Here is a 12,872-nt window from a genome sequence, read left to right as displayed (position 1 = left end):
AGCACCATGACGGACAACAACCCGGCCGGGCAGCGCGGCCCGGCGGAACACGAACGGCGCGACCAGATACTGGAGCTCGCCAACGAGCTGTTCAGCGCCCACGGTTACCGCAAGACCTCGGTCACCGACATCGCCAAGGCGGTGGGGGTCTCCAGCGCCTACCTGTACCGCTTCTTCGACTCCAAACAGGCGATCGGCGAAGCGGTGTGCGCCATGACCCTGGCCAAGATCGACGTCGCCCTGAAGGAGATCGCCGAGCGCGACGACAGCGCCACCCAGCGCCTGCGCGATCTGCTCGATTGCCTTCTGGAGAAGGGTCTGGAGCTGTTCCTCAAGGAGCGGCGCATGCACGACATCGTGGTGGTGGCGATCGAAAACCAGTGGCACCACATGAGCGTGCACGACGACATTATCTATGAGGCGATCCGCCGCATCGTCGCCGACGGCCGCGAAAGCGGTGAGTTCGAGCGCAAGACGCCGCTGGACGAAGTGACCATCGCGATCCGCAAGACCGCGGCGGTGTACGGCCATCCGGTGTTGCTGGAACTCAACGACCCGGACGAGTTGAAGCGCAACCTGGCGGCGGTAACCGGCCTGATCCTGCGCAGCCTGGCGCCCTGACCGGCGGCGCCGGCGACGCGGGTGACGGCTATCGCGGCGATAGCGAAAGGTTAACAGGTTACAAGTTGACAATATCGTAACCAGTCAACATAATGGTCCCCATCAAGCGTGGGAGACCAAGCAGACACAGGGCCCCGCCACGCATTTGGAACGACCGAATGAGTGAGGAAAGGACCATGAAAAACGCAATCATCGCATCCGCAGTTGCCGCCGCCCTGAGCCTGAGCGCCGCCCCGGCTTTCGCCCAGAACCTCAGCGAGCGCCAGAACATGGACAGCTTCGAGAACATCAACGCCGCCTACCAGCAGGCGGTGGAGCAGGGTCGCCAGGCCCGTGACAGCGGCCGCGCGCCGGTGGATTACCTGGCCGCCCGCGAAAACCTGGACCAGGCCGACTTCATCGCCGCCCAGTTCCAGGACATCCAGGAACAGCGCGCCGTGGTGAAAGCCGAAGGCAACCCCCAGGGCCGCAACCAGGACTACCTGGAGCAGCGTAAGAACCTGGACAGCCTGGAAAACATCAACCGCGAGCTCAACCAGAGCTAAGCCAACCCGAACATCTGCCTTGAGCCTGGCCCCGGTCCCCGACCGGGGCTTTTTTATGCGCCCCGCTGTGCGAGCGAGTTTGTGGGAGCGGGCCCAGCCCGCGAAAGGCCGGCAAAGCCGGCCGGCAGGATCCCAGAGACGTGGTTGGTGCTGACGTCAGAGATGTCTCTGGCATCCGACCGGGAGCTGCGCTCCCTTTCGCGGGCAAGGCCCGCTCCCACAAAGACTGCTTCGTCGAGGGCTTTGCGGTTGTTATCATCAGAGCCTCATTTTCCAGCTTTGCCCAAACACCATGCCGTTTCCGTTTTCCCGCGAAGAAATCACCCGCTCTTGGCGGCCGCTCAACTGGCAGGCGTTCGACCCCCTGGACGAGGTGAGCCGGCGCTACGCGGAGTACTACGGCCTGGATTTCAGCAGCCGGCTACCGGACCTGGAGCACGGCTTCGGCTACTTCGAGGCCGCCGGACACACCATCAGCGTGCACGGCTGGCGGCCGGCGGTGGCCCGTGGCACGGTGCTGATCTGCCACGGCTACTTCGACCATGTGGGGCTGTACCAGCATCTGATCGCCCATGTGCTGGAACTGGGCTACGCGGTGCTCGCCTACGACCTGCCCGGCCACGGGCTGAGTTCAGGTCCGCGCGCCGCAATCCAGGACTTCCGCATCTACCGCGAAGTGCTGGAGCAATGCCTGGAGCAGGCCGGCAACGACTTCCCCCGGCCCTGGCATGTGATCGCGCAGAGCACCGGCGGCGCCATCGTCATGGACTACCTGCTGCACCACGGTTTCGACGCGGACGACAGTCCCTTTGAGCAGATTATTCTGCTGGCGCCGCTGGTGCGGCCTTTCAAATGGAGCACCGCGCGCTGGCTGCACACCCTGGTGCGCCCGTTCGCGAAGTCCATCAAACGGGTGTTCACGGTGAATTCCGGCGACGCGGACTTTCTCGATTTTCTGGAGAACAAGGACCCGTTGCAGTACCACCGGTTACCGGCCGGCTGGGTGACCGCCCTGAAAAAATGGATCCCCGGTTTCGAAGCGGCCAACCGGGTGAAAATATCCCCGGTGGTGATCCAGGGCGACCGGGACGAGACCGTGGACTGGCGTCACAACCTGGGCGTGATTCGCGACAAGTTTCAGGAGCCGGACGTGCACATGCTCAACGGCGCCCGCCACCACCTTGCCAATGAACACGAGGAATACCGGGAAAAAATACTGCGGATCATTGATCGTTACTTAGCGGAATAGCGGCGGCTGGGCAGGTCTTCGCGCGCCGTTAACCGGGGTGGCGCACAATGAAGCGAGTACGCTAACGGAGACACCGATGAACGGTCTGAGACCCTGCCTCGCCACCCTGATCGCGCTGGCCGCCCTGGGCACCCCGGTCGCCGGTCCGGCGGACGATCTGGACCAGCGCCTTCAGGAGCGCCGCGAGACCGTCCGCGAAGACGTCGACCGCCGCTCCCGTGAGCTGGACACCCGGACCCGCGAGAACCGCCGCGCGGTTCAGGAGCGGCTGGAACGCCGCGACATCGAAGCCCGGCAACGCCACGAAGCGGTCAAGGAAAGGGCCCGCCAGCCCTGGGGATACGACCCCTGAACGGCGTTCTATAATTAAAATTGTTTTAAATGCGGCCCAGAATTACTTTTCTTCACTTGAATATCCCCCCGTTTGGCCCATTTTAGGGCTACTGAATTCATATTTTTACCGGTCGCGAGACCATCTGTCGTGAGACAAGGAGAAAAGTAATGAAAACCATCAAGAAGGGTACCATCAAGAAATCCGCACTGCTGACCTGCACCTTCGCGCTGGCCGGCGTGCTGGCCGCGCCCGCCGCTATGGCGGAGTCCACCAGCGAGCAGATCGACCGCGAGTACAAAAAGGCGATGCAGGACGAGGCCATGGGCGACCGTAACAAGGACGCCGCGCCCAACCCGGATTACTCCGAAGAGCGCAAGAACATCGACGACCCTGATCGCGTCAACAAGCAGTACGAGAAGGCCATGCAGGAAAAGCGCAACGCCGAAGGGAAGGCCGACAGCATGAAGAAAGAGGGCGGCGACTACCTGGAAGAGCGTAAGCACATGGACGATCCCGATAACGTCCAGAAAGAGTACAACAAGGCTACTCAGAAGCAGCAGTAAGGTCACGTCCGGGCGGCGGCGAACGCCGTCGCGCCGGACTGGCAAGGCGGAACGGGTCGCGACGCGGCCCGTTTTTTGTTTGAAAAACGCCCAGGCCGCCGGCCGTGGGCGGAAGCAGTCCCCACTTTTACGTTCTTCCGCTTTTTCCTTTCAAAACAAAACGCATTTCAATGCTAGGGTGCGCTCCGCCGTACGGACCGTCCGTGCGGTTAGGAGTACTTACTTGACTTACGATCGTGAAAAAGGAGCGGTTTATGAAAAGGATACTTTTAGCGGTATCGCCCCTGGTGCTGGTGCTTTCCATGCCCGCGTTCGCGGCGGACGCCACCCTGGGCGTTAACGCCGAGACCGGTGTCCGGGTGGACACCAGTGGTGCCGAGAAGCGTCTTGAGGAACAACGGGACGGCATGAAGAGGGACGCGGAAGCCCGCGCGGAGCAGGCTCGCGAGAAAGCCGCGGCGCAGCGCGATAAAGCCGCGGCGCAGCGCGAGAAAGCGGAAGCCAAGCGTGAAAAAGCCAAGGAACGGGCCGAAGCGCAACGCGAGAAGGCCGAAGAGCGCGCCGAAGCGGAGCGGGACAAAGCCGAAGCCAAACGCGAAGAAGTGAAAGAACGCGCTGAAACGCAGCGTGAAGAGGCCGAAGCCCGTGCCGAGGCTGCCAGGGAAGACGCCCGCGAGCGCCGGGAGGCGATGCAAGAGCAGGCCGAATCAAACCGCGACGCGGCGGCCAACGCCAGAGTCAGCGGTGAAGTGAAGGCCAGTGAGCGGGGCATTGAAGCGTCACAGAACGCTAATGCCAATGCCGATAACGGCGAAGGGAACAAGCCCTGGTACAAATTCTGGGAGTAAGTGCGGCGTCGGCGCACACCCCGGTGCGTCGATAAAAAAGGGGCCCTGGCGGGCCCCATCACTTCACTGACCATGAAGGCAGATCAATTCTGTTGAGCGCTCTTCTTGATGGAAACGCTCTGGTAGCTCAAGTTGATGCCTTGTTCTGGGATAAGAAGCCGCACCTGGCCTCCTGACAATGGCCCCAATGTAATATCAAGATTTACTTCTTTGGGCTCCCGGCTTTTCAGGCTGATGAACAACCGGCCATCAGGTAGGAAATCCATAGGGCCTTCCAGAACTATTTGCCCGATGGGCAGGCCTTTGGCGTTGTGGTCGAGGCCCAGAGGCAGCGACAGTTGCGGGGCATCGAAGAGTAAATCGAACTCAATGACAAACCTGGGTAGATCGCCCGCTTCCGGGTTGTCGCCCGGAACAATGTAGCCCACCGGCGCTTCAGTTCGCTCATTGTTGGCGTCGGGCTCGTAACGCACTCGCATGATATTGGGTCCGGTGGCGGTTTCGATCGGGATCAGACCGATATCCTGTGTTGGACCTAGAACGGTGTCCAGCACGCCGCCTATCAACGGAATATCGCCCAGACCTTCCAGCACCGTATCCAGGGCATCGCCCAGGACGGGCAGGGTGGCCAGGGTGGTTTCGCCGTCCGCCGCGTTCAGGTCCACGCCGATCACCGCGGTGGCGTCCAGGTTGGTCAGACCCAAGGTAGTGGGCAGGATTCGGACCGCCACCCCGCCTCGGTCGGAGTCGACGTAATCCGGCAGCTCTTCCGCTTCGACGAAACCGAGAATCTCGGTGTTCAAGGCGCCGGCGGCATACAGTAGACGGCGGGCGTCGCACTGCTCGAAGTCTTCCTCGGAGTAAGGGGGTGCGCCTTCGAAGCCGCAACCGGTGTTGGCCGCCGTCACCAGGCCGCCGCCGGTATTTTCGTCCCCTGCGCCGCCCTGGTTGGGCAGAATGCGGGTGGCGTTGGGCGGTACCGGCAGGTTGTCGTCGGTAACCGGCGATTCACCGCCGTCGATGGCGAAGTTGTAATTCACGTCCACGCTGGGCAGGTTGTTCAGCTCCTGGAACACATTGTCGGTGGCGGCCGCGCCACGGAACAGGATGTCCATGTTCGGGCCGCCCTGGTCGCTCTCGTTGCCAAGCAGCAGCGCGGTCTGCAGCGGGAGTTGGTCCTCGGAGCAGATGGCGCTGGCGCAGCCGCTGGTTTCCGAGGCTAGGGTGTAGCGGTACAGGGTGCCCGCTTCCCAGGGCTGATCCGGGGTGAAGGTCAGGTGCCGCACGCCCACCTCAAGGCTGCCTTCCACGGCGCCACCGTCCACCTCCTCGACGATAAAGGTGCGGCCCAGCTCGATGGACGCCGGGTCCATATTCTGGGAGAAGCGCACGCGGATGGCGCGGTTGGCGGGCATGTCGGTAATCGGCATGCGGTCCACTTCCACCTGCTCGCTTTCCGGGCTGGAGGACACGCACACCCCCTGGCTACCCATGCCGCCGAAGGCGTTGAGATCCAGCTCGTCGCTGGTGGCGCAGGGGAAACCAGGGTAGACGGTGGTGGCGAACGGCCCGCGCTGCACGTCCTCGCCCTCCACGTAGGTGGGCAGGGTGAAGGTCAGTTGATTGGTGCCGTCGAGCGGGTTCAGGTTCATCAGCGGGTTGCCGCTCAGGTCGGTGATGTCCGTGGTGGTCTCGACCACGTACTCCACACCGTAATCCACCGGGTCGTCCGGGGTGATCACCAGCGCGTTGCCGTCCAGTTTCCAGGAAAAAGGCTCGTCCATGCCGCCCTTGGTGAGGCGCAGGCTGACACCCTCGACGATGCTGTTCGGGTCCAGCGCTTCGGTGAACAGCAGTACGATGGGCTCGCCGGGGACCATGCGGTCGGCGAACTCGCCGGGCTGCCAGGACAGCTGCCGGCTGCCGTCGTCCTGGGTCAACGCCTGCAGCATCGGGCGGGTTTGATCATCCAGCGGGTCCGGGGCGGTGGTCTGGTCGCGGTAGGACTCCATGCGGAAGCTCAGCAGACCGTAGTTGTCCTCCACGCCGAGCACGCGCGGTTCCACCACGCTGATGGCGTCGGCGCGCAGCACGCCGTCACGCACGATGGCGCGGCCCACCAGTTCCACATGCAGCAGGTTCTGGGTGAACGCGCCGTTGGCCCGGGCATCGTCGGTGGTGGTGGACAGATCCAGGAACAGACGCAGGTTCTTGGCCGCGTTCGGGGAAGCCGAGGTGGGGTTGGGGAACAGGTAACCGGTGGCGTCGGCGACCATTTCCACGGTTACGTCGCCGGAGTTAAAGCCCACCGGCACCTGGCCGCCGACGAGGACTTCCAGGGCGTCGCCCACCAGCCGGGAACCGCGTGCCACGCGCAGCGGGGTCACGTCGGGGAACGCGGGCGGGAACGCCAGCTCGCCGAACACGTTGCCGGTCTGCTTGGAGACGGTCTGGTCTTCCAGCAGGGTGCCGATCACCGGCACGCAGTTGATCGGCTCGCCGGTCAGCGGCGACACGCGCACGTTGTCGGCCAGGCAGCTCAGGTTCGGGTCCGCCGCCGGCACCTCGGTGACCAGGGTCTCCCGTTTGCCGGTGGGCGAGCTGGTCTTGATCGGCGTCACGGTGCGCTCAAAGGACGCAATGGGGTCGCCGAAGCGGCTCACCACGCCGTCCACGCTCAGCAGGTACTCAGCGCCGGGGGTCATGTCGTCCACCGGGTCCACGGTGAGGGCGTTGCCGGCCGACAGCAGCACCGCCGGCACCAGTTCGCCGTCGCGGGTCAGGGACACGGTGTCGCCGTAGACCACGGTCTCCTCGTCCATCGGATGGCTGGTGCGCAGGCGGAACGCGGAGAAGTCCATGGTTTTGAACTGGGTCTCGTCGTCCGGGAAGATCGACGCCACTTCAAAGTCCGGGCTTTCTTTCTGCAGGTCCACGGCGCCGTCCAGCGCGGCGCGGGTGGTGAAATTCAGCGCGCCGTCGGGCAGCCCCACCTCTTCGCCATTGGCGTCGATGCCTTGCAGCACCACCTGGTAGTCGGCGATCGGGTCCAGTTTCTCCTGGGGGCGCAGCACCACGCCGCGGCCGTCGTCGACCAGGCTGAACTCGAACGGCACCGGGTCGCCGTTGGCGTCGGTGAACTGGAAGTTGGACGGCGCCACCTGCAAGGCGGCGCCGAAGTTGAACACCACCGGGGCGTTGGGCGCCACGTCCTGCTGGTCATCCAACGGATAGGTGAAAAACAGCGCCGCGTTGCCGGATTCCGGTGCGCGCAAATCCGGCACGTTGGGGTTGTCGCCGCTGTCGTCACCGCCGCAGCCGAACAGGGTCGCCGCCGCGGTCAGTGTTATTAGAGCTTTATAGCGCATGGCGCACCTCCTAGAACTTAAGCGTCAGGGAACCGCTGAACACATGAACTTCGCCGCCCGCGGTCACGGTGGCAAAGGGGTTGGTCACGCCCGGCCGGCTGCTGGTCAATTCGAAATCGCGGTCTTCCAACTGCTGGAACTGGTAGCCGAAATCGAGACGCATCGGGTAGGCCAGAATCGGCGGGTTGTCGATCACCAGCGAGGAACCCAGGCCGAAGATCACTTTGTCGTTATCCAGGTAGTTCACATCCTCGGTGCGGATGCTCTCCAGCGGTGATTCCTGGAACGCCACGCCGCCGCGCAGGGTGAGATGCTGGTTCACGTCCCACTCGGCGCCCAAGCGCGGCACGGTGATGTCCTTGAACTGGGCGTTGGCCTGGTCCTTGACGGTATCGCGCTGCAGCTCCTCGGTCAGATCCGACCAGTTCTGCTGCTCCACGGTCACGGCCATGCGGAAGTTGTCGGTAAAGTTGTACTTCAGGCCGGCGGCGAAGATGTCCGGCTGGTAGGAATCAATGGTGTCGATCGCCAGCAGAATGCCGGGGTCCGGCACGGTGCCGGGAATCACGATGTTGGATTCCACCGAGGTGCGGGCCTCGGTGTGGCCGCGGAACGTCAGGGCCGTTTCCAGGCCGCCGATCCAGCAGTCGTCGTTGTGGCCGCAGATGATCTTGCCCCACTCCTGGGAGGTGGACAGCACCGGGCGCAGTACCGGCTTGGCGGTCACGTCCAGCTCTTCGTACTGGGTTTCACCGGCCAGGTTGGAGCTGGCGTTGAGGGTGGCTTCCGAGCGCAGGGAAATATGCACCGAGGCCCCCACGTTGATGCCGTTCAAGAACTGGGTGCCGCCGCCGACGTTCAGGAACAGCGGCTGGCGGCCGTAATTAAGGAACTGCCCTTCATCGGAGGTGCTGGAATTAAACGCCAGCATCTCTTCACCGAACTTCTCCACCCCGGCGATGATCGCGAAATACAGCGGGTGGTTCACCTTGGTCAATTCGGACAGGTTGGTTTTCAGCGCGATCAGCTGCTGCTGGGAGCGGGTGTCGTTGACCACCGTGTCGTCGCTCTTGAGCTCCTGCTCGCCGTGCAGCAGGCCGGCGGTCAATTCGCCGCGCGGGTCCATGGTCAGATACGCCGGGTTGTAATACAGCGCCGAAGCCTGGGCGTTGAACATGGAAAGCGCCTGGGCGGTACCGACGTCAACGGGGAAAAGACCGTAGGTATTGGCGGTATTACCCATGCCGGCAAGCGCGGGAACACTGGCGGTAAGGGCGACGGCGGCGGCAACACTCCGGGCGGACTGCTGGAGGGATCGGTACATAATAAAGACTCTCCGGATCTTGTTATTGGGCTTATTTAAGCTCTTTTATTTCACTGGACGTTTTTCCGGGTAGGGGCGCCAGCGAAAGATGACGAAAGGCGTTTTTGCGGGGGTGACCGCGAACAACGCTCTCGCCTCATATGCAACCAATAAAACAAAGCGGTGGTGAATGCCGTATGAAAAAGGTTGTGAACGGTAGGCGGGGGACGGGTTACTTTACGGAACGTAGCGGGAGGGTAGCCGAACGTAATGGGCCGGTTAAGAGGAGCGTTCGTACCAGGTTTTAGGTGTCATAATGCACAATAGGCTCTAGTACACGGAAACGCCGCCGCCCTCGCCGACCAGCACCACATCCGCCGGGCGCAGCGCGAACAGCCCGTTGGTGACCACGCCGGTAATATTATTGAGGGTTTTTTCCAGTTCCAGCGGGTTGACGATGTCCAGATTATGGACGTCGAGGATGATATTGCCGTTGTCGGTGACGAAGCCTTCGCGGTATTCCGGCCGGCCGCCCAGCCCCACCAGCTTGCGCGCCACGTAGGAGCGCGCCATGGGGATCACTTCCACCGGCAGCGGAAAGGCGCCCAGAAGCTTCACCTTTTTGGAGCCGTCGACGATGCAGATGAAATCCTTGGCCACCGCCGCGACGATTTTTTCCCGGGTCAGCGCGCCGCCGCCGCCCTTAATCATCTCGCGGTGCTCATTGACCTCGTCGGCGCCGTCCACGTACACCGGCAGGCGGTCCACGTCGTTCAGCGCCAGCACCGGGATGCCGTGGCCGCGCAGGCGCTCGGCGGTGGCCTCGGAGCTGGCCACGGCGCCGGCGATGCGGTCCTTCATGGCCGCCAAGCCGTCAATGAAGAAGTTGGCGGTGGAGCCGGTGCCCACGCCCACCACTTCGCCTTCCGGCACGTAGCGCAGGGCGGCTTCGGCCACCTGTTTCTTCAGAGCGTTCTGGTCCATGGTCGGTCTCCGCGATGCAAGGGTGCGGCGATTATACGGGCGCTTGGCCCGCCGATACAGGACAGCGCAATGGACGCTCCCGCCCCGCGCCCCGTAAACTAGCGGTTTTACCCTTCCGGATCTTCCATGCCTGCGATGCTTGATCAATACGTAAAACGGATTCTCCAATCCCGCGTCTACGACGTGGCGCTGGAAACGCCCATCCATGCGGCCCCGTTGATCTCCCGACGCATCGGCAACCGCGTGCTGCTCAAGCGCGAGGATCTGCAGCCGGTGTTCTCCTTCAAGCTGCGTGGCGCCTACAACAAGCTGGCCAGCCTCAGCGACGAGCAGCGCGCCAAGGGCGTGATCTGCGCCTCCGCCGGCAACCACGCCCAGGGTCTGGCCCTGGCGGCCAGCGCCATGGGCGTGCGCGCGGTGATCGTGATGCCGCGCACCACCCCGGAGATCAAGGTGAAATCCGTGCGCGAGCGCGGCGGCAAGGTGGTGCTGCACGGCGACGGCTTCGACGACGCCCTGGCCCACGCCACCAAGCTGCAGGAAAAAGAAGGCCTGACCTTCGTGCACCCCTACGACGACCCGGACGTAATCGCCGGCCAGGGCACCGTGGGCATGGAGATCCTGCGCCAGCAGAGCCGCGACCTGGACGCCATCTTTATCCCGGTGGGCGGCGGCGGCCTGGCGGCGGGCATCGCCGCCTACGTGAAATACGTGCGCCCGGAGGTGAAGATCATCGCCGTGGAGCCGGAGGACGCCGCCTGCCTGCAGGCGGCCATGCTGCGCAAGCGCCGGGTGACGCTCTCCGAAGTGGGCCTGTTCGCCGACGGCGTGGCGGTACGCCAGATCGGCAAGGAAACCTTCCGCATTCTGCGCGACCACGTGGACGAGGTGATCACCGCCACCACCGACGAAATCTGCGCCGCCATCAAGGACTCCTTCGAGGACACCCGCGCCATCTGCGAGCCCGCCGGCGCGCTGGCCCTGGCCGGCCTCAAGAACTGGGTGCACAAGCACGGCGCCGAAAACAAGACGCTGGTGGCGATCCAGAGCGGCGCCAACGTGAACTTCGACCGCCTGCGCCACATCTCCGAGCGCGCCGAGCTGGGCGAGCAGCGCGAGGCCATCCTGGCGGTCACCATCCCGGAGAAGCCCGGCGCCTTCCGGGCGTTCTGCCAGGCCCTGGGCCGGCGCAGCATCACCGAGTTCAACTACCGCTATTCCAGCGAGCACGAGGCCAACATCTTCGTCGGCGTGCAGATCCGCCCCGGTGGCACGGACCTTGCTCCGCTTATCGGGGAGTTGCGCGACGCCGGCTACCCGGTGGTCGACATGACCGGCAACGAGATGGCCAAGCTGCACATCCGCCATATGGTGGGCGGGCACACCTCGCGGCAGGACCTGGACGAAATGCTGTTCCGGGTGGAATTTCCCGAGCGCCCCGGCGCCCTGGTCAAATTCCTGATGTCGCTGGGCCAGAAATGGAACATCAGCGTGTTCCATTACCGCAACCACGGGGCCGCCTACGGGCGGGTGCTGGTGGGCTTCCAGGTGTCGTTCGGCGACCGGGGCAACCTGCGCAAGGACCTGAAGAAGGTGCCTTACCCGATGGTGGAAGAGAGTGATAACCCGGCCTACCGGCTGTTTCTGAACTAAAACCGGGCAGGCCGGTCCTATCGAATCAGGCCTTCACTGCGAACAACGCCTTATGCGTTAATGTGCGGTGAAGGCCCCGTGAATTTGAATGTTGGGCTGTAGTTTTGTTAAGAAGCGTGAGGAAGGGGCCGTAACTCCTTGACTTGAGTGGGCTGAATGCCCGAATTTTGACCCGGTTCTCATCTTGTTACGAAACAAATGGCCTACCATGATGAGTCTTTCGCCCGACACGGGTTTAGGGGAAGCGGAAAACGCCGTACCACTCCGGCCATACCGGGGGGCCAGAAAACGGCGGTCCGCATTTGTACTGGGCTCCACTGTACCGAGCTTTCTTGAAATTTGGGGAATGGAAACACAATGAAGAAGAAGCCGGACGCACTTGTCGTCCTCGCATTCGTATTTGCTCTTGGGGTGCTGATCAGCACCATCACCCACGGCGGTAACGATTCTGATCTGGAGCGCTTCGCGAACTCCGCGGGCATGCAGTTCAGCAATTACGACAGTAAGTAACGCCGAACGTCGGTCACCACCTGATCCAGAGGCTGGTCCCAGGCTGCCTCGCGCAGCCTGGGCTGGCGCTGAAACTCGAACGCCACGCCGATCAGTCGCGGCCGCCGGGGCCGGCGCGCCAGATCCGCCAGTGCGCGGTCGTAAAACCCCCCGCCCATGCCCAGCCGGTGGCCCCGGTCATCGAAGCCCACCAGCGGCACCAGAATCGCATCCAGCGCCCAGGCCGCCCGCGCCCGCTCCCGGCGACGGGGCTCGCCGATACCGAAACGGTTCGCCTTCAGCCGCCGCTCGCGCCGCCACAAATGAAAATGCAGCCGCCCGCGATGCACGCGATCCAACACCGGAAGATATAACGCCACCTCGCCGAAGCGGGAATGCTTCAGGGCGGGCAGGGGATCCAGCTCTCCGTCCCCGGCCTGATACACCCCGAAATGCCGAAACCGCCGCGCCCCCAGCGCCCCCGGCAAATTCCGCGCGAACCCCCGCACCGCCCGCCGCCGCTCACCGGCGGACACAGCCCGCCGCCGCGCCCGAAGCGCTCGCCGCATCTGCTTTCTAGAAGGTTCAGAACTCATAAAAAAGGAAGGCGTCCATGGATAGCACCCAGCGCCCTTAAACGCGCCGCTATTAACTGTTAACTATTAATTGTTAACTGCCAACTATCCACTGTCTTTATAAAGCGTGTTCCCCGAACCGCCGCTGCGGGTGTTGCCCTTGAACCGAAAAGTTCAAGGCGGAGCCCGCAGGTTAATGCCCTCAGGCTTTCCGCTCGAAGGCGGACATGCGCACAGGCACACCAATTTGGACCCCTAATGGTAAAGCATCGGCAGGGACGTAACCCGGCTGGCGCACGGTCCAGGGAACACTTGTCGAGAGTATAACAGGGGCGGGGGT

Annotated in this window: 12 protein-coding genes and 1 other RNA gene; 8 read left to right on the top strand and 5 right to left on the bottom strand. The window is 63.3% G+C overall.

From position 1 onward, the window contains the following. Nucleotides 1-6: 6 nt before the first annotated feature. The 6 genes from ACMG4O_RS02060 to ACMG4O_RS02035 all read left to right on the top strand — a co-directional run bounded on the left by ACMG4O_RS02060 (nt 7) and on the right by ACMG4O_RS02035 (nt 4,160). Entirely contained in the window at nt 7-621 is a 615-nt protein-coding gene (locus ACMG4O_RS02060) for a TetR/AcrR family transcriptional regulator (protein WP_370212436.1), read from the top strand. A gap of 176 nt (nt 622-797) precedes the next feature. Next, a complete protein-coding gene (locus tag ACMG4O_RS02055) occupies nt 798-1,166 on the top strand; it encodes a hypothetical protein (protein WP_414434335.1) in 369 nt (122 codons plus the stop codon). 292 nt (nt 1,167-1,458) lie between these two features. Next, a complete protein-coding gene (locus tag ACMG4O_RS02050; protein ID WP_414434334.1) occupies nt 1,459-2,415 on the top strand; it encodes an alpha/beta hydrolase in 957 nt (318 codons plus the stop codon). Nucleotides 2,416-2,491: 76 nt separating this feature from the next. Beyond that, nucleotides 2,492-2,767: a hypothetical protein gene (locus tag ACMG4O_RS02045; protein WP_370202514.1), complete on the top strand. Its 276-nt coding sequence runs from the start codon at nt 2,492-2,494 to the stop codon at nt 2,765-2,767. Between the two features lie 149 nt (nt 2,768-2,916). Continuing rightward, complete coding sequence (locus tag ACMG4O_RS02040) at nt 2,917-3,312, top strand: hypothetical protein (protein WP_414434333.1); 396 nt, start codon at nt 2,917-2,919, stop codon at nt 3,310-3,312. Nucleotides 3,313-3,566: 254 nt separating this feature from the next. Next, on the top strand, nt 3,567-4,160 hold the full coding sequence (locus ACMG4O_RS02035; protein ID WP_414434332.1) for a hypothetical protein: 594 nt from the start codon (nt 3,567-3,569) through the stop codon (nt 4,158-4,160). Nucleotides 4,161-4,243: 83 nt separating this feature from the next. Here ACMG4O_RS02035 and ACMG4O_RS02030 read toward each other — a convergent pair whose 3' ends face one another. From ACMG4O_RS02030 to rpiA, 3 genes are all read right to left on the bottom strand, one after another. After that, complete coding sequence (locus ACMG4O_RS02030; protein ID WP_414434331.1) at nt 4,244-7,528, bottom strand: Ig-like domain-containing protein; 3,285 nt, start codon at nt 7,526-7,528, stop codon at nt 4,244-4,246. A gap of 10 nt (nt 7,529-7,538) precedes the next feature. After that, nucleotides 7,539-8,852: an outer membrane protein transport protein gene (locus ACMG4O_RS02025; protein ID WP_414434330.1), complete on the bottom strand. Its 1,314-nt coding sequence runs from the start codon at nt 8,850-8,852 to the stop codon at nt 7,539-7,541. A 309-nt stretch (nt 8,853-9,161) separates the two neighbouring features. After that, on the bottom strand, nt 9,162-9,815 hold the full coding sequence (gene rpiA / locus ACMG4O_RS02020) for a ribose-5-phosphate isomerase RpiA (RefSeq protein ID WP_414434329.1): 654 nt from the start codon (nt 9,813-9,815) through the stop codon (nt 9,162-9,164). A gap of 135 nt (nt 9,816-9,950) precedes the next feature. Between rpiA and ilvA the strand changes: the two genes are divergently transcribed. Next, a complete protein-coding gene (gene ilvA, locus ACMG4O_RS02015; protein WP_414434852.1) occupies nt 9,951-11,468 on the top strand; it encodes a threonine ammonia-lyase, biosynthetic in 1,518 nt (505 codons plus the stop codon). A 357-nt stretch (nt 11,469-11,825) separates the two neighbouring features. Then, a complete protein-coding gene (locus tag ACMG4O_RS02010; RefSeq protein ID WP_185956861.1) occupies nt 11,826-11,978 on the top strand; it encodes a hypothetical protein in 153 nt (50 codons plus the stop codon). Here ACMG4O_RS02010 and ACMG4O_RS02005 read toward each other — a convergent pair. Both ACMG4O_RS02005 and ssrS read right to left on the bottom strand, forming a co-directional pair. Next, nucleotides 11,963-12,526, bottom strand: a complete 564-nt coding sequence (locus ACMG4O_RS02005) for a 5-formyltetrahydrofolate cyclo-ligase (protein WP_414434328.1) — start codon at nt 12,524-12,526, stop codon at nt 11,963-11,965. The two genes, ACMG4O_RS02010 and ACMG4O_RS02005, sit on opposite strands and share 16 nt — an antisense overlap. Before the next feature lie 133 nt (nt 12,527-12,659). Further along, nucleotides 12,660-12,843, bottom strand: a non-coding RNA gene (ssrS, locus tag ACMG4O_RS02000) — 6S RNA. Nucleotides 12,844-12,872 lie beyond the last annotated feature (29 nt).

The sequence above is a fragment of the Alloalcanivorax venustensis genome (assembly GCF_047495515.1).
In the GTDB taxonomy this organism is placed as follows: domain Bacteria; phylum Pseudomonadota; class Gammaproteobacteria; order Pseudomonadales; family Alcanivoracaceae; genus Alloalcanivorax; species Alloalcanivorax venustensis.
This window is presented reverse-complemented; position numbering and strand designations above follow the sequence as displayed.